Raw genomic sequence first — 25,344 nt, forward strand, 5'->3', positions numbered from 1 at the left:
AAACAATAATTAAAACTGTTTCAGAGGTGTTGTTATGAGTGAGTTTTTTAACAAGGTTCCGTTTGTAAAATACGAAGGAGTGGATTCAACTAACCCGTTTGCGTTTAAACATTACGATGCGAAAAAAGTGCTGTTGGGTAAGACGATGGAAGAGCATTTAAGAATGGCCGCTTGTTACTGGCATAACTTCTGTTGGCAAGGCAGCGATGTTTTTGGTGCGAATACGTTTGACAGACCTTGGTATCAAGCCGACTCTGAAATGGCGGCCGCTAAGATGAAAGCCGATGCCGCATTTGAATTTTTTACTAAATTAGGGATTTCTTATTACAGCTTCCATGATGTAGATGTCAGTCCAGAAGGCAAGAGTATAAAAGAGTACATTAGTAATTTTTCGGCTATGGTCGAGGTATTGCAAGCCAAACAAGAAGCGACTGGAATGAAGCTTTTATGGGGGACGGCGAATGCCTTTTCACATCCTAGGTACATGTCCGGAGCGGCGTCGAATCCAAATCCTGAAATTTTTGCGTATGCGGCCACTCAAGTGTTTCATGCCATGAACGCTACCCATGCCTTGAAAGGTGAAAACTACGTTTTGTGGGGCGGTCGAGAGGGCTATGAAACCTTATTAAATACCGATCTAAAGCGTGAGAGAGCGCAACTGGGGCGATTTATGCAAATGGTTGTTGAGCATAAATACAAAATTGGCTTTGAAGGAACCTTGTTAATTGAGCCGAAACCGGCTGAGCCAACGAAACATCAGTACGACTATGACACGGCGACAGTGTATGGTTTTCTAAAAGAGTTTGGTCTTGAAAAAGAGATTAAGGTGAATATTGAAGCGAACCATGCCACGTTAGCGGGTCACAGTTTTCATCATGAAATCGCCACCGCATGCTCTCTTGGCATTTTAGGGTCTGTTGATGCGAATCAAGGCGATGCTCAGTTAGGTTGGGATACGGATCAATACCCAACCAGTGTCGAAGAGTACACCTTAGTGACTTATGAAATTTTAAAGTCTGGCGGATTTCAAAACGGTGGTTATATGTTTGATACTAAACTACGTCGTCAGTCGACCGATCTAGACGATTTATTCCACGGTCATATTGGTGCAATGGATACGCTTGCATTGTCATTAGAGCGAGCGGTTAAGATGATAGAAAGTGAGACCTTAAGCCAATACGTCGATAAGCGTTATGCGAAATGGAATGATGAACTGGGGATGAGCATCTTATCTGGCAAGCAATCTCTTGCGGATTTAGCCGCTCATGTGACGGATAATAATGTCAACCCTAAACCGGTGTCTGGTCAGCAAGAAATGCTCGAAAACATCGTAAATGGCTATATTTATCGATAATAAGTCACCTTGCATACATTGAAAAGGGCCTAATTATAGGCCCTTTTTTTTCTTAGCTTGGTTAGTTTTTTTCTCTGTTTTCAGAATTAAGTCGGGACGAAATACGATATTCTCCCGGTGTCATGCCAATGTTTTTACGCATAACAGTGTACATATATTGCACCGATGGATAACCACAGATACGTGATATTTCATCAAACGCTAGATCAGTCGACGTGACTAACTCGCATGCTCTATAAAACTTGGTCATGTGCAATTGTTCGTGCATCGAACAGCCAACCTCGTCGATAAAACGCGTTTCTAAATTGGTTCTCGATATGCCAACACTATCGACGACTTGAGCCACTTTTATTCCCCGGCAAGCGTTGTGTCGGATAAAATGCATGGCTTGAATAACATAAGGATCGTGTAAGGCACGGTAATCCGTAGATTGCCTTTCTTCGACAGCAATAGGGTCAACGATAACCAGCGAATTTTCTACTGGATAACCAGACAACATCCTGTGCAATATTTTGGCGGCTTCATACCCCATTTGTTTACAGCCTTGAGTGACTGACGATAAAGCCGTTCGGTTCAGGTAGCGAGCCATGCTTTCGTTATCAATACCGATCACAGAGATCTCCTCAGGAACTAGAATATTCAAGTGATCGCAGGCTTGAAGTAAATGGCGTGCGCGGGAATCAGTGACGGCAATAATACCAATGGGTTTTGGTAGGCTTTGCAGCCAAGTTTCTAGGTTGTGCTGCGCCGTGTCCCAAAGTTCTGGCGTGGTGTAAAGCCCTTGGTTTACATGAGGGTGATAACCATCTGAACTAACTTGCTCGATAAAAGCGTGTTCTCTTTCTGTCGCCCAGCGATTATAAGAAGTGTCAGGAATGCCGTAAAAAGCGAATTGCGGCAACCCTTTTCGTTTTAAATGTTCATAGGCAAGTTTAACAAGCGCGGCGTTATCGGTTGCGACATAAGGTAGGCGAGGGTAGTCGTCTTTATGGTGGTAAGATCCGCCAATAGCCACCATCGGAATCTCTGTCTCTTTAAGAATGGCTTCTACTTCTGGGTTATCGAAGTCAGCGATAATACCGTCTCCTTTCCAGCTTTTAAGGCTGTCTAGCCGATAACGAAAATCGTCCTCAAAGTAAATGTCCCAATCGCATTGAGCGGCTTGTAAATATTCCCCTATGCCTTCTACTATTTGCCTGTCATACACTTTATTAGCATTAAAAACTAAGTTAAGTCGATAGCGTTTTTCAAACATACAAATCATCTCTAATTTTTGTTTTTATTGACGTGTTCTAATTATTATAACCTTGAAGCGTGGTTAACAGTGAGATTGTTACTCAAAAGGAACACACGAGTAGCGGTGTCATTTTAGAGTCAATTAGCTAAAGCATGAGATCGAGAAACATGGTTATTAGAGATGGCATGCTCTCGATTCGGCTTATTTCCCTAGGCAAAAAAGGGTTTTAAAGGCCCTTTACTCTTTGATAAAGCGAATGAAAACGCTCCTTCTTATCAAGATAACGCGCCGTTTTTTTCGGATTAGGCTGATACATTTTTATTAATTTGGGTTTACCGCAAATATTTTTTAGGGCATCTGGCCCAAGAATACTTAATGCCGCTAAACGTGCGGCCCCTAAAGAGGGTCCTATTTCTCCACCTTCTCGATAAGCCATTGGCATGTTGCATACATCGGCAAGCAGTTGTAACCAAAAATGGCTTTTGGCTCCGCCACCGATAACATCGATGCTATCACTGACTTTTTGTGCCGATCTGACCGCATCGAGCCCATCTAATAAAGCAAAGCTGACCCCTTCAAGTACAGCAGAGACTAAATCTGCTGGCGAGGTTTCATGAGTCATTCCCCAAAAAACACCTTTTGCATTTGGGTCATTATGAGGCGTCCTTTCACCACTTAAATAAGGTAAAAATAGAACTTGGCTATGACTGTCTTGATTTTTTTCAGCGGCTATCAATGCCGATTCCACTGAAGGAAACTGAGTCAGCTTCGTTACCCAATCTAGGCAGCTGGCCGCACTGAGAATCACTGACATAGTATGCCAAGTGTTAGGGATGGCATGACCAAAGCTGTGCAGAGCGTCGGCTGGGTTAGCGGTAAAGCCTTCGCTAACCGAGAAAATAACACCGGATGTACCGAGTGAGAGCATTGTCTGTTGCTCTTCTATAATACCCATTCCAATTGCCCCAGCGGCATTATCGCCAGCGCCAGCTACAACCGGTACCAGATTCATATTCCAACGTTCAGCAAGACAAGAGTTTACTTGGCCGGTTATTTCTGGTCCTTCATAAACCTTGGGCATGTGTTCTATGTCCAATCCGGTTGCTTGCAACATTCGTTCACTCCAACAACGCTGCTCCATGTCGAGCCATAAGGTGCCAGAAGCATCCGACACATCTGTGGCAAAGTCTCCTGTCATGCGAAAACGCAAATAATCTTTTGGTAATAACACTTTGTTAATTTGTGCAAAAATCTCAGGTTCATTCTGTTTTACCCACAGGATCTTAGGCGCGGTAAAACCAGGCATGACGAGATTACCTGTAATGGATTGAACTTCGGGACAGTGTTGTTGCAGTAAGTGGCACTCTTCAAATGAACGGCCGTCATTCCAGAGGATCGCTGGTCTCAGTATTTGGTTGTCTTTATCGAGTAATGTGGCGCCATGCATCTGACCAGATAAGCCGATCGCTTTAACCTCTTTTAATGAGTGTTCTTTTGCTAACGCTAGTATGACCTTGTCAGTTGCCTGCCACCAACTTTCAGGGTCTTGTTCTGACCATAATGCGTGTGGACGAGAAACAGAAAGAGGAGATGATTGGCTGGCTTTTACTTCCCCTGTCTCTGTTAATAAAATGACTTTTACACCGGATGTTCCAAGATCTATGCCTAAATACATAACAAATCCTATAAAATGATGGATAAAATAACGTATAAATCCCAGTCTGCCTATTGGTCGTTTTTGGCAATAGACGTCTTACTGATTATTTTTATTTAAGAGCGCTGCAATTTCATGGTAAATGAGCGAATGGGCATAAGAAATTATCTTTTTTGATTTACCTGTGGTGTTTTTTCTAAATTTTGTGATGTGGGAAGGCCATGTTCGCCGTTCAGAAGACGTACCGTGATTGAGAGGCTCTTGTTGCGTATTTGTGCCACTAAGCCGTTTTTTCAATATCATTGCGAGTCCACCAATAATGGAAACCATTACTCATGAGCCATTGAGCGGCACTGTCTAGATTGGCCCACTCTCGACGTTCGCCTCGTGCGCTGTGGATACTCAGTAGATAAGAGTCAATATACACCAAGACCGACCAAGCGTAGGGATGTTTAACTTGATCGCCAAACCCCCCGCCTTGCTTCTCTCGATAAACTCTATATACCACCGCATATTCTCCAAGTCTTCCTTGTTCTCGGATGATTGGAAGCTCAGTTTGTGTAATTACACCAGAGACACCTAAATACGTATCTAAACTTTCATTATTTAACATCATGGACCATAGTGTTGCAGTTTGTAAAAAATAAGAATACATTATGATCCATACTGTTACTTTTCTCAACGTCATGGAGCGGCTTTTACTTATCATCATTGACCTGACTCTGCTTTTAGTCTGTCGATGAATTAAGGCCAGACGAATAACTGATAATTGATCGAGTACATGAACAATGAGTATTCTGAATAAAACCGCTGTTGAGCTAGTGGATGAACTGCGTTCCCGCCGTATTAGTGCGATGGAGTTGTTAGATATTACGATAGACCATGCTGAATTGGTGGCAAGAACGGTTAACCCATTTGCGATCACCTTATATGATCGTGCTCGCAGAGCCGCTATGGTCGCGGATCAACTGCTCGATCAAGGCCTCGGTGGTCCTCTTTGCGGTTTGCCCATTACGATTAAGGATTCTCAATGGTTGGCAGGCGTGCCTTGTGCGAATGGTTCCAGAACCCAAACAACCTTCATCCCAGAAGAAACCTGTTCCAGTATTCGTAAGTTGGAAGAGGCAGGCGCTATTATTTTTGCAAAAACAACCTGTCCAGAATTTAGTCTAACTGGCATCACCTCATCCAGTCTTTATGGACTGACCTCTAACCCATGGAATATGGACCGTACTTGTGGCGGCTCTTCGGGTGGTGCGGGTGCGGCGGTATCGGCGGGTGCCGGTGCCTTATCCTTGGGTGGTGATGGCGGTGGTTCTATACGCATACCGGCCGCTTTTTGTGGCATTGTCGGTTTTAAACCAACGATTCATGCTGTGCCAAGAAAGCCCTGTTTTCCATCTTGGAGTACCTTGGTTTCTTATGGTCCAATGACGCGTTCAGTGGCCGATGCGCGTTTGATGTATTCAACAATGGTTGAAAATACCGATGAGTTTGCCTTTAAGGACAATCTAAAAGCTCATGTTGAACACCCTATGCCTTTAACTGGACAAAAAATTATCGTGTCAGAAGACCTCGGTTTTGCGCCAATTGATGATGATGTCCGTCAAACTTTCCGCCATACATTAAGATTGTTAGAAGCAGCCGGTGCTGAGTTGGTATACGACCAACCGAATTTACCGTCTTCTGTTATTGCTTGGGCAACGATTGCACATTATGACTCTTGGCGCTTTCAAAAGCAGAAAGAAAACCCAATAACGGGTCTGGATAAATTTACTATTGAAATGATGAAGTTTGGCGACAGTCTTACCGCTGAGCAATTTGAATCGGCCGAAAATTATCGTCAAGAAATTCAGGCTGCTTATACGGCTATGTTTGAGCGTAATAATACGTCTGTCTTCATAACACCGACGTTAGGGTGTGAAGCGTTTAAAAATGGTTTCCGTCACCCAAAATACATAGGGTCAACAAAAATCACATACCCTTGGCTTGATTGGGCCAGTTTTTTATACGATGGCAATCTGACCGGAATGCCTGCCTGTGCACTACCGATGGGCTTAGGTAATGAAAATATGCCTCTTTCTATTCATGTTACTGCGCCAAAAGGAGCGGATGCTCTGGTTCTTGATATGGCTGAGCAACTTGAAACCTTAATAGGTTGGGACACATCGCCTAAAATACCGACAAAGGTATAACTATTGCTTAACAATAATGTTACGGGTACCTAACGGATCCATATCAACTGAAAGGGGAGTCGATGAAAAGTTTGCATTTTTCGGTAATTAACGAAGCGTATCCGGGAGAAAAGTTTCGTAATTTGTTTGGTAAAAATTGGCCAGCTTATCGAGCGTGGTATTTAGATGAAGGCGAAGCGATTCGCCCCAGTTACCTAGATTGTATCCAAGCCTTTAAACATCATATGCCAGAACTCTATCCCCTTTATAGAGATATAGTGAAATTAGTTGATGGGGACGATTTACAGGCGAGGTTTTTAACTCTGTATTGTCCACCGCCATTTTTCTCAGGTTGCTCTCAACTTACTTCAAATACTCAGACACCGATTCTTATCCGAAATTATGATTTCCCTCCAATATTATGTGAAGGTGTGGTTTCGTGCAGTCAGTGGTTAGGTAAAAAAGTGGTCGCTATGGCCGATTGTGTCTGGGGCGCTTTGGATGGGATGAATGAGTCCGGTTTAGCGGTTTCTATCGCTTATGGAGGACGCCTTGTAAAAGGGGAAGGCTTTGGCGTGACCATCGTCATTCGTTATATCTTGGAAACCTGTGCAACGGTGGAAGAGGCCATTGCGGTTTTCCAACGTATCCCAATTCATCTGGACTATAACATCGCATTGATTGATGCGAGCGGCCATCAGGTGACGGTTTATATTGCACCGGATAGAGAGGTGGTCGTCACACAAGAGCAAGCCTCGACAAACCATCAAGACCCTATTGTTCCTGGGCAAGCTTTATTTTTAGCCGATACCGGTATTCGCTTAGACGCGCTTAATCACCTCGTGCTAATGGATCGTGACCCAACTCAAGATATTAGTTCACGCTTCCTATACCCACCTTTATATCGGCCTCATGCGAACCATAATTCTGGAACACTTTATACGGCGGTTTATTATCCGAGTCAGGGTCAGATACGTTACCTCTGGCCAACGGCACAAATCAATATCAATTTTATGGATTTGTCGGCCGCGACAGAGCAGGAAATCACCATTTTTTATGATAACTAGGTTGTATTAAAAGTGAATAAACCTAGGACTCAAAAACAGGGATCTATTAAGAAGTAAACTATATGTTGAGACGATTGATTACTATTTTAAAAAAACAGTTTGGCTTTTCAGATCATCAAGATAATAACAAGACTGAACTAAATAATGGGGGAACTATAGAGATGCAAGATAAAATAAAACTTAAAGGCTTATCCGATATTTATCGCTTTTTCCGTAAAAACCAGACGCCGATCTACTTTGTCTCACCAACGGCTTACAACGTACTTGGTATCGGTCAATGGGTGCAGAGTTTTCAATATGTGACTTTTTTTGATTCTTTCGATGGAGGCCACTTTCGCATTGTTAATCCTAAACTTAACAGTGAAAGGGAGTTTCAATCAATGGAGGAAATGGTTAACTATTTATTGAGTCATAAAGAAACCGTCGATTTGTTGGAAGAAAATGCCCACAAATGTGAGAACGGCAGCAAAGGGAAACTGCTTACGGTTATGTTTGATGAAAAAACCGAGGAAATTGCCGCTAGCCTTGGCTTAGAAATGGCGTTACCACCGGCCAAATTGCGTCAACATATTGATTCTAAAATTGTCACCACTCAATTGGCTAATGACGCGGGTGTACCAAGTGCACCGAATTTATTTGATGTAAAAGCGTCAAGCTATGAAGAATTATGTGCATTAGCTGAAAAGCATCATTTAGGCCGCAATCTGGTTGTACAAACCCCTTATGGTGATTCTGGTAAGACGACTTTCTTTATTCGCAGTGAAGCTGATTGGGATAAAAATGCCAAGAAAATCGTTGGCGAAACGTTAAAGATAATGAAGTACATCAACCATATCCCAGGAACAGTCGAAGCGGTAGCGACACGATGTGGCACCTTGGTTGGTCCATTACAAACCGATATTACGGGCTATGAAGAACTGACGCCTTACAAAGGTGGTTGGTGTGGTAATGACATCTTCCCGGAACTATTGAAAGGTAAACAGCACGATAAAATCATAGCCATGGTAAAAGCGATGGGAGATAAGCTCTATGAAACTGGCTATCGTGGTGCATTTTGCTTTGATTACCTTGTTGATACGGATGATGGCGAAGTTTATCTAGGCGAAATTAATCCGCGTATCAGTGGCGCTAGCCCATTAACCAACTTGGTAACGTCGAAGTACGGTGGAGCACCGCTTATTTTGTTTCATCTGCTGGAGTTTATGGACGTTGATTTTGAAATTGATATTGAAGAAATCCAGAAACGTTGGTCCGACTACGGCAGCTGGACACAATTGGTTTTGAAACACACGCAAGACAAGGTTCGTATGATCTCCAAAGCACCTCAATCCGGTATTTGGCAAATGAAAGACGATGGAGACATTGAATTTATCCGTCACAGTATTGATTGGAGTAATGTTGGGGATGAAAATAATGCCTTCTACATGAGAGTTTATGGTGAAGGCGAGTACAGCTACTTAGGTGCGGACATGGGGATTTTAGTTTCTTGTGGTCGCATGCAATCGGATGATCGTGAGTTGCTGCCAAGGGCACATTCATGGATTAATGCCATCAACAGACAATTTGAATTCAAGAACTTAGAAGACTTAGAGCAACCGTATATCCCTGATCAGGGTGTCCGTAAAATGCTATAAGTTGTTTTATAAAAACGTTTGTAGAGTGCCATATAAAAACCAACGAAAGCCTCTCTTACGGTCTGCTACTTAGACCTTAACCTAAGAGAGGCTTTGCTCATGTTGTTTATCAATAAGTCGCCTGCGATTCATTGGCGCAAAGCATCACAGTTCGTTTGATAAGATAGTATTGGTTTTTTTGAATTCGTTTATAAGAATACAAAGGCTCTTATTTTTGGCTTTTAACCTACTTTCTAAAGGTCTACCTGCAGCCGTTGTTCGATAGGTGGTGGGCAGGAGCTTTCTCTAACGATGAGTTGAGTTGGAAGAGTCATTTCTGGGTTCGGCTTCTTACCAGATAAAATATCTAATAATAACTTCATCGAGGTTTCCCCGATAAGTTGCCTAGGCTGGTGGATGGTCGTGAGTTCAGGCACGCAGTATTCACTCAAGGCAAGGTTATCAAAGCCAATCACAGACAATTCACTGGGAACGGTCACCTGCATTTCTCTGGCAATTTTAAGAACGCCAATGGCGGCTTCATCGCTATGACAAACAATGGCAGAAGGCGGGTTTTGCAATGACAGTAATTGCTTTCCAAGGTTATAGCCAGCAATAAACGAGAGGTCACTTTCAAGTATATAGTGATCGGTAATCGGTAACTTCCATTTTTTCATGGTTTCTTTATAGCCGTTCGTGCGTGCATCAAACACTGGGTTTTCAACCTTTCCAGTTATACAGGCAATTTTGTGATGCCCCATCATGATTAAGTACTCAACACCTTTTTTCGCGCTGTAATGATTATCTATATGCACGGTTGGTACCGCGATATCGGAAAAGTATTCTCCAGCAATCACGATCGGCAGTCTTATTTCTCCTTGCGCATTAATAATCATGGATTCCGGGATATCAGATGAAAGCGATAACACTCCGTCAACCAGTTTGCTTTCAAATAGTTCAAAGTAGCTTTTTATGCGTGATGACTCATTGCCAGCGTCGCCAATCAGCAGCTTATAACCGTGCTTATGCGCCAGTGCTTCAATGCCATGAACTACGTCAGAGAAAAAGGTGCTGTCTATATTTGGCAGAATCACGACGATGGTTTTGGATTCACTTTTACGTAAGCTACGGGCAAGACCGTTTGGCGAGTAACCTACCTCTAAAGCGGCTTTTTCCACCTTTTCTCTAGTACTAGGAGACACTATTTCTGGGTTCGCTAATGCTCTTGATACCGTTGCGGTGGAAACCCCCGCAAGCCTTGCAACATCCTTAACCGTTGCCATGGAAATCCAGTATCAAAACAAGTGAATGATGAATGCTGCTCAAAAGGACTACCTTAAAATTGGGTTAATTAACAATCGGCGTATCTTAACAAAAAAACCTACACAAACACATTATCAACCAAGCGTGTCTGCGTTTAATACGTCCTGAACATTACTAGAGTCGGTCTTCTAATAATGTTCAGGAGAAGGTTTTTTACAATGACTCGTTATGTGAGCCAGTCACTTAAGTCGCTATTAATAAGCGGCATCTTCAAAGTAATATTCACTGGCATTTTCTTTGGTAACTAAGTCAGCCCCTAAAATGAGACGTGAAGGCGTATGGAATAAATGCCCCATCTTTTCATGCTTGACGCCGTGGACAGCAAGTGCAATCCCGGAGGCAATCATAGATGGACTGTAGGTAACCGTTGCGCGAACTAATTGATGATCATGTTGGATAAGCTCGATAATATCTTTTGAACCTGCCCCACCAAGAACGGTTTTAATATCCGTGCGTCCAGCTTCTTCAATCGCTTTTAAAACACCTTTCAACATATCGTCATCTTGGCACCAGACGGCATCAATTTCAGGGTGTTTTTGTAAGAAGTTTTCCATAACAGAAAGGGCTTTTTGAGTAGACCAATCGCCTGGTTGAGAATCTAATATATTAATGTTTGGGTAGGACGCCATCACATCATTAAAGGCGTCAACACGCTGTTTATTGATCGGGATTTGCAAACCTTCAATAACAACAACATTGCCTTTACCAGACATTTCGTTAGCTAACCATTGAGCGCCAACACGACCTAACCCCGGGTTGTCGCCTGCGATGAATACATCTTGAGACGGTGTGGCTAATTCACGGTCAACAACGACAGTATAAATGCCTTCGCTGTAGGCTTCTTCAATGACTTTTTGTAAGGTAGCTGGGTTATGAGGAAGAATAACTAAGGCATCAATACCTTTGATCATTAAATCTTCCACATCGCCCACTTGTTTAGAGCCTGAGCTTGCGGCTACAACATAAAACTCAACGTCTTTTTCTTCGGTTTTAAGGTCTTTGACGGCTTTATTCGCCCACCATAAAAGGCCTGCTGTCCAGCCGTGATCGGCTGAGGGAACGCTGACACCAATTTTATAGCTTGCGGCATAGCTGCTACTTATGAAAGCAAACAGCATAGTAAATACTGTAAATACTCTCATGATTTTATTCTTATTTTTCATGGAAACACTCCGTTAACGCTGGTATTAATAATGAGTAAAACGTGTGTTTTACCCGCTTTCTTGTTTTTCTTTTTGCTTGGAAAAAGAAAAACGAAGTCGATGGCCGTGATATCTTGCGTCCTATTTGGGCAAACTATTAGGCTCTGTTTTTAGCGATCACCTTTGAACTGCACTAAAACGGCGGTTAAAATAACCAATCCTTTTACCATGCCCTGTAAATAAGGTGAGATACCCATTAGATTGAGCATGTTATTAATAATCCCAAGGATGATGGCGCCTATAACGGTACCCCAAATCGTTCCTTTTCCTCCCGAAAGTGCTGTACCACCAATAACCACAGCCGCAATGGCGTCTAATTCATAAAATAGACCGGCGTCCCCTGGGCTCACTGAGTTCAGTCGTGAGGCCAGTAGAACGGCTGAAATACCCACAGATAATCCAGCGATTAAAAACGTCAAAAAATACACCCAACGTACTTTGATTGCTGAGTAGGAGGCTACTTTTGCATTGGACCCAACCGCGCAGACATGGCGACCAAAAGCACTGTGCTTTAGGAGGATGTGATACGCGATGGCTAATAAAAGAAAAATCCACACAGGGTAGGGAATCGCCCATAAATAACCGCCGCCTATATCAGAGAAATGTTGGTTCTCTGAAACCACTTCTCCGGCATCGCTTATGTATAACGTCATAGAGCGAAAAATAGACATAGTCGCTAGGGTCGCTATGAAGGACGCGACCTTCCCACGGGTAATCACTAATCCATTAATGGCACCAAACACACCGCCTAAGGCTATGGCAGAAGAAACCGCCATGGCGACCGCCCACCAACCATCGCCCACGCCATTGATAATCATAATGGAGAGGACACCGACGAGTGCGACCATTGAGCCAACCGATAAATCAATCCCGCCAGCGATAATGACAAACGTCATACCAAGGGCAATAATGCCGGTATAGGACACTTGTCTCAAAACGTTGGTAATGTTTCTCGGCATTAAAAAGTGCTCACTCGCAATCGAAGAAAAGGCGATGAGCAATACTAATGCGATAAAAGGCGCATAAGTGGCGATATCAAGTCGTTTCATGCGGGTTATCATGGGCGACAACTGGGACATGATCATAATGGAACCTCGTTTGTTCTTATTTATTTTTATGTAGTGTGACGTAAATAGACTTCGTTAAGCGCGCGCCATGGTTTTTAAGCCGGCGGCGTAGTACATAATTTCTTTTTCATTTATGGCGTCTCCTGTCAGTTCTCCCATGATTTCTCCAGAACGCATTACCATGACTCGATTAGATAGCCCCATCACTTCTTCCAGTTCGGAAGAGATAACAATGACCGACACGCCTTGCTCGGTTAGTGAGCGAATGAAATGATAAATTTCTTTTTTAGTATTGACGTCAATACCGCGTGTAGGCTCATCTAGAATGAGTATGTTTGGCTGGGTATCCATCCATTTTGATAAGTAGACTTTTTGTTGGTTGCCACCACTTAAGTTGGCTAAGTTTGAATTGATAGAGGCCGCTTTTATATCAAAACGTTGTACATAATCTCTGGCGACAGCTCGTTCTTTTTTGTGCTGAATCAGTCCTCGAACATAGGCGGCTAATGAAATAAGCGTGATGTTTTTAGGAATATCAAAGTTCATAATTAAGCCCTTACCTTGTCGATCTTCTGATAAGTACGCTAAGTTATGCTGCACAGCATCTGAGATTGATAGAATCTCAACGGTTTGCCCATTGACGTCAATACGCCCACTGTCTTTTTTACGTAACCCCATAATAGCTTCTGCTGTTTCTGTACGGCCAGCGCCTATCAATCCAGCAAAACCCAGAACTTCACCTTTTTTAAGGTCAAAACTGATGTCGTATAACAGCCCTCTTATAGACAAGTTACTGACTTTTAAAACGACTTCTTCGGAATGTTCCGCACGAGCAGGGTAGATTTGATTGAGCTCTCGGCCAACCATCTTGCGAGCCATGTCCTCTTCGTCAATATCACACACATCGTCAACACTGATTAAGTGGCCGTCTCTTAAAATGGCTAAGCGATCACAGAGCTGCTTTACTTCTTTTAGTTTGTGAGAAATAAAAATAATGGTGACACCGCGCTGCTTAAGTTTTTCCACCAATTTGAAAAATATATCCACTTCGTGATCGGTTAGGACGGTAGTGGGTTCGTCCATGATTAAGATGCGTGATTCATTAACTAAGGCTTTAGCAATCTCAACCATTTGCTTTTCTGCCACACTCAGTTTTTCAATCAGAGCGTCAGGGTTGAGATCGGTTTCCAGCTCTTTCAATAGTTGATTCGCTTTACGGCGCATCAAGGTTTTGTTTAATAAAAATCCGCTTTTTAATTCATTTCCAAGAAAGATGTTTTCAAATACATTGAGGCTGCTGATTAAATTAAATTCTTGCGGAATCATGGCGATACCCAAGCGCTTTGCATCAGAAGAGGACTGTATATCAGCGTCTTCGCCATCAATTTTAATCGAGCCAGAGGTTCTTGTGTAAATGCCGCTGATGATTTTCAATAGCGTGGATTTCCCCGCGCCATTTTCACCCAAAACCCCTAAAACCTCACCACTGAAAATATCTAAGGTGATTTTGTGGAGTACTCTTACCCCTGAGAACTCTTTAACTATGCTGCGAATTTGCATGACAGGAAGGTTCATCGGATTTTCCTCGCAAGGTTACGGTTAGCGTTACACATTCGGCTTAGGCTGAGTAAGTGTGCTATTAAGAGAGTGCCATGTACTGTTGCTATTTGACGACGCTAAAACCGCAGTAATAAATTTCATGCCTTCTATGCCATCGTCAATGCTGGGAATGAAACCTTGAACAGATTCAACGGGCTGACCGTCTTCTATGGCGTGAATAGCAAGTGCAATGTCTAAATATAAGTTTGCAAAGCCTTCTAGATAGCCCTCGGGGTGGCCTGCGGGTACTCTAGATAAGCGGTTGGCTTCATCTCCTGCACCATGTCCTGCACGTGTGATTTTTTGTTTTGGTTCACCAAAGACAGATAACCACAGCTCGTTTGGTGATTCTTGCGACCATTCTAGGCCGGCTTTTTCACCATAGACTCGAATTTTCAAGCCATTTTCATTGCCCGGTGCGACCTGGCTTGACCAGAGCATGCCTTTGGCGCCGCCATCAAAACGCAACATGGTGTGCACGTTATCATCCAAGCGGCGGCCGTCAACAAATGCGGTTAAATCGGCTGATACTTCCTGTACTTTTTGTCCTGAAATAAAGCAGGCTAAATTAAAAGCATGAGTGCCTATATCGCCCAAACAACCGGCCATACCCGACTTTTCTGGGTCTGTACGCCATTGTGCTTGCTTGTTATCCGTTTCTTCCGCTTTGTCTGTCAGCCAGTCTTGCGAGTACTCAGCTTGAATGACGCGCAAATCTCCTAAAACACCGGTATTAACAAGGTGCTTTGCATGACGTACTAGTGGATAGCCAGTGTAGTTGTGAGTTAACGCAAAAAAAGCACCGGATTCTGATACGATATTTTTTAGTGTTAGCGCTTCATCAAGATCCTTGGTGACAGGTTTGTCGCAGATGACATGAATCCCTTGTTCCAAAAAAGCTTTAGCTACTGGGAAGTGCATGTGATTTGGCGTCACAATGACAACGGCTTGAATACCGTCAGGGCGCTTTTTCTCGTTAACGGCCATTTGCTGAAAAGATCCGTAAGAGCGATCTTCTTGAATGCCTAAGTCCAATGCAGAGGAAAGCGCTCGTTTAGGGTTAGACGATAAAGCTCCCGCTACCAAATCAAAACCATTATCCATGCGAGTTGCGATACGATGTACAGCTCCAATAAATGCGCCATCACCACCACCAACCATGCCAATTCGAATGCGTTTATGTACCATGATAATACCTCTATTTTTCTTATTATTGAGTGCTAAGACAGACCTAAAATACGGCGGTTTGTTTGATGATCAATGCCGCTCGATGCAAAGTCATCAAACGCTCGTTCGGTAATACGAATAAGGTGATCATTAACAAATTTTACACCCTCTTCAGCGCCAGCTTCAGGGTGTTTCATGCAACACTCCCATTCAATAACAGCCCAGCCATCAAAATTATATTGAGTAAGCTTTGAGAAAATGCCTTTAAAATCAACCTGACCATCACCTAATGAACGAAATCTACCGGCCCGATCAATCCAGTTTTGATAACCGCCATAAACACCTTGTCTGCCTGTTGGGTTGAATTCAGCGTCTTTTACATGGAACATTTTAATTCGTTCATGATAGAGATCGATGAACTGTAAGTAATCGAGTTGTTGTAGTACAAAGTGAGAGGGGTCAAATAGTATATTGGCTCTAGGATGATGGTTTGTTGCGGCTAAAAATAAGTCAAATGTAACGCCATCGTGAAGGTCTTCACCCGGATGGATTTCATAGCAGACATTGACGCCGCAACGATCAAATTCATCGAGAATGGGTAACCAGCGTTTAGCTAATTCTTTAAAGCCTTCTTCAACTAACCCAGCAGGCCTCTGAGGCCAAGGGTACAGGTAAGGCCAAAGCAGCGCACCAGAAAAGGTAACGTGATTTGTTAGCCCAAAATTCTTCGATGCTTGAGCGGCTTTAAATAATTGATCAACGGCCCATTGTTGTCTAGCTTCAGGGTTTCCTTTTACGTGATCTGGAGCAAAACCATCAAAAATAGCATCATAAGCGGGATGAACAGCAACCAGTTGCCCTTGTAAATGTGTCGATAGTTCGGTGACAACCATGTTGTGTTTTGCCAATATATCTTGCAGTGATTGACAGTACGTTACGTCTGTTGCCGCGCGTTCTAGATCAAATAACCTTTGATCCCATGTTGGAATTTGAACGCCCTTAAACCCAATACTTGCCGCCCATTCAATGATATTTTCAAATGAATTGAAGGGCGCTTCGTCGCCAGCAAACTGAGCAAGAAATAACGCAGGACCTTTTAAGGCTTTCATTTTAGTCACCTCATATTTATTTTTATTTGTGGTTTTATTTTTTTGTAATCGATTACATTCATGTTTCAAAAAAAAGACTTTTCAACCTGAGCTTAAAGTCTCTAATCATCAATATGGCCTGAGTATAGGGTGAGTTTTGTGATTAAGTAAATGGTTTATGGCATAAAAAATCAAAAATAATGACTAAATGATTAATGTAACGAAATGAAACGTTTGCAGGTTGACGGCTAAATAGCCGATATACAGTGACTTTTTTACAGTGATCAATAAAAACAGCTGTAAAAAAAACTAATCAAATACAAAAAAAAGATAATTTTACCCACTGCCTATTCGTTTTACATTCAAATCACTCCTGATTTAGGAGAAACGTTCACTTAATAAAAATAAAAGGAATGGATATGAAAAAGTTACTTTCTATTGGTTTGATTGCGGCCACTTGTGCGGTTGGTCCTGCTATGGCGGCGGGTGAAAAAATTGGCTTACTGATGTCTGATCTACGATTAGAGCGCTGGCAGAAAGACAGAGATTTATTTACTGAAGCGGCCGAGGCGCTTGGTGCGAAAGTGTATACTCAGTCAGCTAATGGTGATGTTACGACTCAGATTTCTCAAATTGAAAATATGATCTCTCGTGGCGTTGATGTGTTAGTGATCGTTCCAGAAAATGGAGAGGTTTTAAGCAATGTCTTAGCCGAGGCGAAAGCAGAAGGCATTAAGGTGCTGGCTTATGATCGATTGATTAAGTTTGCTGATATCGATCTTTACGTTTCTTTTGATAATATTCGAGTAGGTGAAATGCAAGCGGAAGCCTTGCTGAAGCGTGTGCCTACAGGGAATTACTTTTTAATGGGCGGCTCACCAACGGACAATAATGCGAAAATGTTCCGTGAAGGGCAAATGAATGTGTTACAACCCGCTATTGATGCGAAGAAAATCAATGTTGTTGGTGATCAATGGGCCATGGGGTGGTCGGCTGAAGCCGCATTAAACATTATGGAAAATGGTCTAACGGCCAATAACAATAAAGTAGATGCGGTCGTCGCGTCTAATGATGCGACTGCGGGTGGCGCTATTCAAGCCTTAGCCGCTCAAGGTTTAGACGGTAAGGTGGTTATCTCAGGACAAGATGCCGATTTAGCGGCGATGCGTCGTATTGTTGCAGGTACGCAAACGATGACAGTTTACAAACCTATTGCCAGCTTAGCGAAAACCAGCGCTGAAATGGCTGTGAAATTGGCAAAAAATGAAGCCATTGACGTTAATGGTCATGTGAATAACAGCACTAAAGACGTCGACGCGGTTTTACTTGATCCTGTTGCGGTTTCTAAAGAGAACTTAGACAGCACCGTAATTGCAGACGGCTTCCATTCTCGAGATGACGTTTATAACCCTTAATACACACCTGGTACAGGTGTTCAAAAGAATGCCTGTATTCTTTTCATAGGGGGAAAAATGACTCAACCACTTATAGAAATGCGTGACATTATAAAGAGCTTCTCAGGTGTGCGTGCATTAAATGGCGTCAGTATAAAGTTAGCACGTGGAGAAGCGTTATCCATATGTGGAGAGAATGGCTCAGGAAAATCCACGTTAATGAAAGTTCTTAGCGGGGTTTGGCCTTACGGTTCTTACGAAGGGGATATTTTTTTCGAAGGGCAAGTGGTTAAAGCCACTGGTATTCGAGATACGGAAGCATTGGGCATCGTCATTATTCACCAAGAATTAGCCTTGGTGAAAGAGCTTTCTGTCTTAGAAAATATTTTCTTAGGGAATGAGCTTGGTGGTTTTTTCAGATTAAATGATGACGACATGTATCGTAAAACCTGTGACCTACTAAAGCGAGTGAAACTGGATGTGTTACCGACTACTTTAGTTCGTGACTTAGGTGTCGGGCAGCAGCAGTTAGTTGAGATTGCCAAGGCTCTGAATAAGAATGTTAAGCTCTTGATACTAGATGAGCCAACGTCCTCGCTCACCCGTAATGAAATTCAAATACTCTTAAATATTGTGCACGAATTGAAGGCGCAAGGGATAGCCTGTATTTACATTTCCCATAAATTAGATGAGGTGTTGGACTTATCTACTTGGGTGGCTGTTATTCGTGATGGCGATCATATCGATACTAGGTCGGCAGCCGAACTGACTCAAAACGACATCATCAGCATGATGGTCGGGCGAGAATTAGAAGAACTTTTCCCAAGGGAAGTTCATGAAATTGGTGAAACGGTTTTACGTGTAAAGAAGGCCCATGCTATGCAAACCGGCGCCTCGATTCCTCAAGTTAATGATGTGAGTTTTGAATTGAAAAAAGGGGAGATATTGGGGATTTCAGGTTTGATTGGATCGGGTCGAACTGAATTAATGCAATGCATTTATGGCTGTTATGACGGACGCTATTCTGCAACCATCGAAATGCAAGGGCAATCTCTCACTATTCGATCTCAAAGAGATGCGCTTACGGCGGGTATCGCTATGGTGCCAGAAGATCGAAAACGCCACGGTATCGTTCCAATTATGGGGGTGGGTCGAAATATTAGCCTTTCTGTTTTAGATGATTATGTGACCTATTTAGGTGCTATTGACGAAAATCGAGAAACTCAGGATAGCGTTGATTATATTGCTCGTTTGAAAGTAAAAACGGCTTCTCCTGAGTTACCCATAAAAAACTTGAGTGGTGGTAATCAGCAAAAAGCCATTATTGCAAAGTGCCTATTAACAAACCCCACTATTCTGATATTGGATGAACCTACTCGTGGTATTGATGTTGGTGCTAAATATGAAATTTATAAACTGATGCACGCCTTAGTGAAAGAAGGTATGTCCATTATCATGGTGTCTTCTGAGTTACCTGAGGTGATTGGCATCAGTGATCGTGTTTTGGTGATGCATGAAGGCCGTTTAAAAGGTGAGTTTGACCATCAAGGGCTCACTCAAGAAATGATTATGAACTGCGCTATAAAAGAAGAAGGTCTATAAAATGTTTAAAACAATAAAAACAAGCCAGTTACAGTTGCTTGCCATGATAGCGGCGATGCTGATTATCGTTGTATTTTTCTCTGTTGCTACTGAAGGCGCTTTTATAACACCCCGTAATATTTCGAATTTGATTCGGCAAACGGCCATTGTTGGTGTATTGGCTATTGGTATGGTATTTGTCATTATCAGTGCCGAAATTGATTTGTCCGTTGGTTCTATGATGGGGTTGTTAGGGGGCGTGGCCGCTATTTTAGACGTATGGCTGCATTTACCAATTGCCTTAACCATTGTGATTACCGTGTTTGCTGGATTGGTTTTAGGGTTATTTAACGGCTGGTGGGTGGCCTATCAAAGAGTACCTTCTTTTATTGTCACCTTGGCTGGCATGTTGGCGTTTCGTGGTATTTTAGTGGGACTAACGGATGGCGCAACGGTAGCACCAACGTCCAGTGATTTATCTATTATTGGGCAAAGTTACATTCCATCTGGGTGGGGAGTGAGTGTAATAGGAGTCTTGTGTCTTGGTCTCATTGCACGGGTTTATTCACGTCGTAAGTCAAGACAGAATCACGGTATTGAAAATACAACGGCAAAATTTGAGTATGCTAAAGCGTTTATTGTTGTTGCGGTATTGCTGGGTTTATTGATTGCATTAGAAAACTATCGTGGTATCCCGACCCCAATTCTAATTATGGGTGGCTTGATATTGCTGGCTACTTATATTGCTAAGCGGACGGCATTTGGCCGTCGTGTGTACTCAATAGGAGGCAATATAGAAGCGGCTCGAATGTCGGGGGTCAATGTTGAATGGAACAAAATGTGGGTCTTTGGCTTCAATGGGATGATGGTTGCCATAGCGGCTTTGATTTTGACATCAAGGCTTGGTGCCGGCTCTCCTGCCGCGGGTAATATGGCAGAACTGGATGCAATCGCCGCTTGTGTGATTGGTGGAACCAGTCTGGCGGGAGGAATAGGAACGGTTTTTGGGGCTATCATGGGGGCCTTGATCATGGCCAGTTTAGATAATGGCATGAGCATGTTAGATGTTCCGACTTTCTGGCAGTTGATTGTTAAAGGAGGGATTCTATTGCTTGCGGTATGGTTGGATGTAAAAACGAAAAAATCTAGCTAAGATGGTTTTCATCTGCTTAAAGCCGTTTAGTTAAGCGGCTTTTTTATTTAAATAGCCATAAGATGCCTTATATGACTTAACTGTTTTATGATGGATAATAGACAGTGACAAGTGGGCTTTACCTGATCACAGCGTGGGGGATAACAGTGTAGTTACATACCTTTCACGTTTAGGCGAGAGCATCTCAAGCTGATAATAAGGACTGTTGATCATAAATGAAATTTATAAAACAGCGTGCTGGCTGGTTGGTTCTTGGAACATTAGTTTTTTATCTTTTGTTTGTCGTCCAATGGGTACCTTTATGGGTACCTACTTTGTCCGCCTGGGTATCGAATATGGCCATGTGGAGAACGCTTCCAAAAGGGGCTCGACGTCAGGTCAGTATTTTAATGGGTATTGGTGTTGTCGCACTTGTTTTTGCTGCGTCTAAAGGAATTTTGATGACATGGCAGCAGATATTGTCCGTAAATATCCCCTTGTTAGCGATGTTTGTCGCTGTCTCTTTTTTGGATTTAACCAGTTCAAAGGATCTAAAACGACCGTTGCCTCAAGGTGTACGAGCGATTTTGAATACGGCGTTTGGTGTTCACTTGTTGGGGGCTGTGATCAACCTGTCTGTGGTCATGGTGTTTGCCGACCGTATAAAAGGAGCGGTTAACCTGACGAACAGCCAACAGTTTATTCTAACGCGTTGTTTTTCTGCTGGGGCTTGGTGGTCGCCTTTTTTTGTTGCGACAGGGGTGGCCATAACCTTTGCGCCAGGTATGGAATGGCAAGAAACCTTGATTCCAGGCGTCGCTATGGGGGTGATGGCAACGCTTATCTCAAGCTTTGATGCGTACCGTAGCGATGACAAAACGTTTCACGGTTACCCTATTCAATTAGAAAGCCTCATCATTCCGGTGTTTTTAGCGGTATCAGTTATTATTTTTCACTTTCTTTTTCCTTCTACCAGCATTTTAGTGCTCATTTGTTTGTTATCGCCTACGGCCGCCATCCTTTTTATGAACGCCAAACCTAGACGAAGGATTCTTTATCATTTTGTTGACCATAAATTGCCTCAAATAGGCAGTCAATTCGCCTTATTTCTAGGGGCTGGCGTCTTCTCTAATGGCATAGCCGCCATCATTTTTTGTTACCCTGAATTCTTTGATTTACATCACTTTCATTTTAATGGGTGGATGTTTTCCTGGGTATTGGCAGGGATGATTCTAGCCAGTTACATTGGTATTCATCCCTTAGTCAGTGTGGCGATTATCAGTCCAATGCTGTTGCCATTAGAACCTAATCCAACACAACTTGGTTTTCTATTTTTAAGTGGTTGGGCTATATCTGCTGGAAGCAGCGCGCTGACTGGACTTGGCTTGTTAATGTCCAGTCGTTATGGGATTTCAGCAAAATCCATAATGGCCAATAGCTGGCATTACGCAGTCATTATGTGGCTCCTGTGTTCACTGACGAATGGTTTGTTTTTAGTCATAGGATAACCTCAACTAATACGATAAAAGACCAAGCCGTTATTTTTTAACGTCACTTTTATCACTATTTTTCGCTCAGATGGCTTAATAAGTGGAGGCCGTGATTATTTATTGAATAATAGGCTGTCATTTTTACGCCCCAAGAAAATAATAACTGAAAAAGTGAAGAGCAGTGCGGCAGGCATAAACCCTTGTGGATCAAACTTTAGGTGGTAATACATTGCACCAATCATAATTAAAGCTAATCCCGCTGCGGCTAATGCGCTTAATTTCTTGATGAAAAGGCCTATTGCGCCCGCTATTTCACAACCGCCAACCAGATAACCCGTAAAGACAGGCAAGCCTAAAACCGCAAAAGACTTATGTACCATTTCAACTCCCATTAATTTGGCCGTTCCAGCGGCTATAAAAGCGATGGTAGAAATAGCAATGACGGCCCAAAGTCCGTACTTTTTAAATTTTGTCATAACTTACTCATTTCATTTTTTAATATTTGTCAGTATAAAATAAGCTGACTTAATTAAAATTGATTGTATTTTATAAAGAGTATAAGTATTAGTTAACTTGTATTGGTGAAAAATCAGCCGGAAAAAATTATGACATTAGAACAACTTAAGATGTTGAAAGCCGTGATACAAGAGGGCTCATTACAGGCTGCGAGTAATCGTCTTTTTAAAACCCAACCTGCGATCAGTAAAGGATTACAGCAATTGGAAAGTACGTTGGGGGTAACTGTACTCGATCGTTCTGGTTACAAGTTGAAACTGACCCAACAAGGGGAGTTAATTTACCAGAAAGCGCTTATGCTATTGGAGCAGAGCGATCAACTCAATCAAATGGCCAATCATTTTAAAACCGGTTACGAAGCAAAAGTTGTAATCGCTGTAGACGCCATGTTTGATTTGGTTAAATTAGTACCGATATTTGAGCATATCCAGCAAGAGTTTCCACATACTCAAATTCTTTTAACGCAAGAGTTTTTAACCGGAGGCATAGATGCCATTGTTAGCAAAAAAGCGGAACTGGCTATTTCAGCTGCTGAAGCGAATTTTTTGAAGACCTTTAAATTAGTGACTCAACCTATTTATACCGAGAGCGTAATCAATGTCGCTGCGCCTAAAATGTTAAAGAGACATCAGAACTTGATGGAATCCTCCCAATTAAAAGAAGAGTATCAAATCATAGTGCAAGATTCTGGGAGCTTTACGAAAGACGTAGAATTGGATGTTCAGTTAGGACAACGAAAATGGTATGTGAATGATTATCATAGTAAGCGAACTTTGTGTTTAAGTGGCATTGGTTGGGGTAGACTGCCGTACTTTATGGTAAAAGACGATATTAGAAATGGGCGCTTAACTCCGCTCCGCTTGTCTGATAGTCAAACAGAAATTAAAATAAAAAGTTATGTTATGAAACGAAAAGGCGAAATTTTAGGACCCGTCGCTACAAGGCTCTGGAATGAAATAAGCCAATTGAATCATGGATTAGGTGAGATTAGAGAAGAGTAGGATAAAAATCTAAAGCCGTTTAAGGTTAAGATGCTGCAGTTTAAACAGGATGTTGTGATTAAACTGCAGCGTGTTTTACCTCTGATTAATGCTCTTTATAGAGAATTAGACTTGGCGTGCTTTAGCAACGGCCGCTAGGAATGTTTTTGCCGCCTCTGTTACTTTCGAATAATCTCCGCTTCCTTTCGCTGCTTTTGTTATAAAGCTGCCAACACCGACAGAAACACAGCCAGCATCAATCCATTCTTTAACGTTTTCAGGAGTGACACCACCGGTTGGTGTTATCGGAGCCTGCTCTAGCGGTGCGCGTATGGTTTTTACATAGGAAGCCCCAAGAACGTCTGCTGGAAACAGTTTGACAATATCCGCTCCAGCATCAAGCGCGGTAACCACTTCGGTTGGCGTATACGCCCCACAAACGCTAACCGCTTGATAACGGTTTGCCATCAGAATCATACTGGTTGTTACATTTGGGCTAACTAACAATTCTGCTCCGGCTAACAAGGCGGCCCTTGCTGTTTCTGCATCCAAAACAGTACCTGCGCCAATTAAAATGCCGTCGTTTCTGTATTTTTTAGACAGTGTGGAAATAATCCCAAGAGCATTAGGAACGCTTAGCGTAATTTCAAGTGCTCTTATTCCGCCAGCAATGGCTGCTTCAGCAACAGCAAGTGCATCCTGTTCATCATCTAATCGTATGATAAGCAAAATGCCTGTTTCTGATATTTTGTTTAGGTTATCGAGCTTTTTCCACATTTTTGTGTCCTTAATAAGGGTTAGTTTTCATCGTCTTAATTTGCATACAACTGGCGGCCCCCATAACCTAATTGTTGTGAAAGTTTTAAAGCGGTATCTTGGACTAAAGTGACGATGGTTTTTTCTCGCTCAGTGTTCATGGTGGAATACATGCTAGCAACGCTAATCGCGGCAATGGGTTGAGACCACTGGTCGTAAATAGCTGAACCAATACAGTAGGTCTCAATATTGTCTTCTCTGTTATCGATGGAATAACCACGAGCACGAGTTTCCTGAATATCTTTCAGCACATCTTGTATTGTTACTTTAGAGTGAATGGTTTTAGAAAGTAGTTCATCGTTCCCAAGAATGTAATGAATTCTTTCGTCATCCAGCGCGGCTAATAACGCTTTACCAAGCCCCGTTGTATGCATAAAACGACGAGAACCGAGCTTCGCTGTCGCTCTGACAACGGAAAAATTTTCTGCTTTATCGAGATAGACAATCTTTCCTTTGTCTTCTACTCCAAGGAAGACAGTACTGCCTGTTTGCCTGTTTAACTCTTGTAAAAGCGGTCTGGCAAGTTGTGAAACACTCATTTTTGATAAATAAGAAATACCTGTTTCAAAGGCCCCTAGGCCTAGGTTATAGGTTTTTAACCGAGCATCTTCTATCTCTAAGAACCCTTTAAACACTAGGGTCTGTAATAACTCAAAAGCACTGCTTTTAGGAAGAGATAGTGCCTTACAAATTTCATTAAGAGTTAGAGCTTTCTCACTTTTAGAGAGCAAAAACAATACATCAACGACTCTTTCTGCTGATTTATTTAGCTTGATATTTTCCATTTTTTACACCGTTTTAAATTCGCATATGAGAACTTGGTTCATGTTTGCGAATATCGAGACTGTTAATTTACTTAATTTTGTTTTGATTAACAACATAATTTACTT

The 25,344-nt window shown here is 42.4% G+C and carries 21 protein-coding genes; 9 read left to right on the top strand and 12 right to left on the bottom strand.

From position 1 onward, the window contains the following. Window positions 1-34: 34 nt before the first annotated feature. The gene (xylA, locus tag IEZ33_RS05475) at window positions 35-1,354 is read left to right on the top strand and encodes a xylose isomerase (RefSeq protein ID WP_191602687.1); all 1,320 of its coding nucleotides are present in this window, start codon (window positions 35-37) and stop codon (window positions 1,352-1,354) included. Between the two features lie 61 nt (window positions 1,355-1,415). On the opposite strand, the gene IEZ33_RS05480 is transcribed toward xylA, so the two are convergent. The 3 genes from IEZ33_RS05480 to IEZ33_RS05490 all read right to left on the bottom strand — a co-directional run bounded on the left by IEZ33_RS05480 (window position 1,416) and on the right by IEZ33_RS05490 (window position 4,900). Next, window positions 1,416-2,609, bottom strand: coding sequence for a XylR family transcriptional regulator (locus IEZ33_RS05480; RefSeq protein ID WP_191602688.1), 1,194 nt, complete (start codon window positions 2,607-2,609; stop codon window positions 1,416-1,418). A gap of 208 nt (window positions 2,610-2,817) precedes the next feature. Continuing rightward, window positions 2,818-4,266 (bottom strand): xylulokinase, encoded by a 1,449-nt coding sequence (gene xylB / locus IEZ33_RS05485; protein WP_191602689.1) that lies wholly within the window; start codon window positions 4,264-4,266, stop codon window positions 2,818-2,820. Between the two features lie 259 nt (window positions 4,267-4,525). Next, window positions 4,526-4,900 carry a hypothetical protein gene (locus tag IEZ33_RS05490; RefSeq protein ID WP_191602690.1) on the bottom strand — a complete coding sequence of 125 codons (375 nt, stop codon included), beginning with the start codon at window positions 4,898-4,900 and terminating at the stop codon, window positions 4,526-4,528. Between the two features lie 133 nt (window positions 4,901-5,033). On the opposite strand from IEZ33_RS05490, the gene IEZ33_RS05495 reads away from it, so the two are divergent. From IEZ33_RS05495 to IEZ33_RS05505, 3 genes are all read left to right on the top strand, one after another. After that, window positions 5,034-6,440 (top strand): amidase, encoded by a 1,407-nt coding sequence (locus IEZ33_RS05495; protein ID WP_191602691.1) that lies wholly within the window; start codon window positions 5,034-5,036, stop codon window positions 6,438-6,440. Between the two features lie 62 nt (window positions 6,441-6,502). Beyond that, a complete protein-coding gene (locus tag IEZ33_RS05500) occupies window positions 6,503-7,486 on the top strand; it encodes a C45 family autoproteolytic acyltransferase/hydrolase (RefSeq protein ID WP_191602692.1) in 984 nt (327 codons plus the stop codon). Window positions 7,487-7,548: 62 nt separating this feature from the next. Continuing rightward, entirely contained in the window at window positions 7,549-9,120 is a 1,572-nt protein-coding gene (locus IEZ33_RS05505; protein WP_240009644.1) for an ATP-binding protein, read from the top strand. A 233-nt stretch (window positions 9,121-9,353) separates the two neighbouring features. Here the strand turns inward: IEZ33_RS05505 and IEZ33_RS05510 are convergent, their stop codons facing one another. From IEZ33_RS05510 to IEZ33_RS05535, 6 genes are all read right to left on the bottom strand, one after another. Beyond that, window positions 9,354-10,382 carry a LacI family DNA-binding transcriptional regulator gene (locus IEZ33_RS05510; protein WP_191602693.1) on the bottom strand — a complete coding sequence of 343 codons (1,029 nt, stop codon included), beginning with the start codon at window positions 10,380-10,382 and terminating at the stop codon, window positions 9,354-9,356. A gap of 234 nt (window positions 10,383-10,616) precedes the next feature. Further along, entirely contained in the window at window positions 10,617-11,585 is a 969-nt protein-coding gene (locus IEZ33_RS05515; RefSeq protein WP_191602694.1) for a substrate-binding domain-containing protein, read from the bottom strand. Between the two features lie 149 nt (window positions 11,586-11,734). Then, the gene (locus IEZ33_RS05520; protein WP_240009645.1) at window positions 11,735-12,673 is read right to left on the bottom strand and encodes an ABC transporter permease; all 939 of its coding nucleotides are present in this window, start codon (window positions 12,671-12,673) and stop codon (window positions 11,735-11,737) included. A gap of 93 nt (window positions 12,674-12,766) precedes the next feature. After that, window positions 12,767-14,266: a sugar ABC transporter ATP-binding protein gene (locus tag IEZ33_RS05525; RefSeq protein WP_191602696.1), complete on the bottom strand. Its 1,500-nt coding sequence runs from the start codon at window positions 14,264-14,266 to the stop codon at window positions 12,767-12,769. A 30-nt stretch (window positions 14,267-14,296) separates the two neighbouring features. Then, on the bottom strand, window positions 14,297-15,478 hold the full coding sequence (locus tag IEZ33_RS05530) for a Gfo/Idh/MocA family protein (RefSeq protein WP_191602697.1): 1,182 nt from the start codon (window positions 15,476-15,478) through the stop codon (window positions 14,297-14,299). Between the two features lie 32 nt (window positions 15,479-15,510). After that, a complete protein-coding gene (locus IEZ33_RS05535; RefSeq protein WP_191602698.1) occupies window positions 15,511-16,566 on the bottom strand; it encodes a sugar phosphate isomerase/epimerase family protein in 1,056 nt (351 codons plus the stop codon). Between the two features lie 398 nt (window positions 16,567-16,964). Between IEZ33_RS05535 and xylF the strand changes: the two genes are divergently transcribed. The 4 genes from xylF (at window position 16,965) to IEZ33_RS05555 (ending at window position 22,160) form a co-directional block, all read left to right on the top strand. Then, on the top strand, window positions 16,965-17,960 hold the full coding sequence (xylF, locus tag IEZ33_RS05540) for a D-xylose ABC transporter substrate-binding protein (RefSeq protein WP_191602699.1): 996 nt from the start codon (window positions 16,965-16,967) through the stop codon (window positions 17,958-17,960). A 57-nt stretch (window positions 17,961-18,017) separates the two neighbouring features. Continuing rightward, window positions 18,018-19,541 (top strand): xylose ABC transporter ATP-binding protein, encoded by a 1,524-nt coding sequence (locus IEZ33_RS05545; RefSeq protein WP_191602700.1) that lies wholly within the window; start codon window positions 18,018-18,020, stop codon window positions 19,539-19,541. A gap of 1 nt (window position 19,542) precedes the next feature. Continuing rightward, window positions 19,543-20,673, top strand: coding sequence for a sugar ABC transporter permease (locus tag IEZ33_RS05550; protein ID WP_191602701.1), 1,131 nt, complete (start codon window positions 19,543-19,545; stop codon window positions 20,671-20,673). A gap of 215 nt (window positions 20,674-20,888) precedes the next feature. Beyond that, window positions 20,889-22,160, top strand: coding sequence for a hypothetical protein (locus tag IEZ33_RS05555; RefSeq protein ID WP_191602702.1), 1,272 nt, complete (start codon window positions 20,889-20,891; stop codon window positions 22,158-22,160). Between the two features lie 95 nt (window positions 22,161-22,255). Here IEZ33_RS05555 and IEZ33_RS05560 read toward each other — a convergent pair whose 3' ends face one another. Next, window positions 22,256-22,618 (bottom strand): DoxX family protein, encoded by a 363-nt coding sequence (locus IEZ33_RS05560; protein WP_191602703.1) that lies wholly within the window; start codon window positions 22,616-22,618, stop codon window positions 22,256-22,258. Between the two features lie 129 nt (window positions 22,619-22,747). Here IEZ33_RS05560 and IEZ33_RS05565 point away from each other — a divergent pair, with 129 nt between their 5' ends. Beyond that, window positions 22,748-23,659: a LysR family transcriptional regulator gene (locus tag IEZ33_RS05565; RefSeq protein WP_191602704.1), complete on the top strand. Its 912-nt coding sequence runs from the start codon at window positions 22,748-22,750 to the stop codon at window positions 23,657-23,659. Window positions 23,660-23,764: 105 nt separating this feature from the next. On the opposite strand, the gene IEZ33_RS05570 is transcribed toward IEZ33_RS05565, so the two are convergent. Together IEZ33_RS05570 and IEZ33_RS05575 are read right to left on the bottom strand one after the other, a co-directional pair. Beyond that, window positions 23,765-24,415 (bottom strand): bifunctional 4-hydroxy-2-oxoglutarate aldolase/2-dehydro-3-deoxy-phosphogluconate aldolase, encoded by a 651-nt coding sequence (locus IEZ33_RS05570; RefSeq protein WP_191602705.1) that lies wholly within the window; start codon window positions 24,413-24,415, stop codon window positions 23,765-23,767. Between the two features lie 35 nt (window positions 24,416-24,450). Beyond that, window positions 24,451-25,239, bottom strand: coding sequence for an IclR family transcriptional regulator (locus IEZ33_RS05575; RefSeq protein WP_191602706.1), 789 nt, complete (start codon window positions 25,237-25,239; stop codon window positions 24,451-24,453). Between the last annotated feature and the right edge of the window lie 105 nt (window positions 25,240-25,344).

Origin of the sequence: Marinomonas algicola, from assembly GCF_014805825.1 — a bacterium.
GTDB classification, from domain to species: Bacteria; Pseudomonadota; Gammaproteobacteria; order Pseudomonadales; family Marinomonadaceae; genus Marinomonas; species Marinomonas algicola.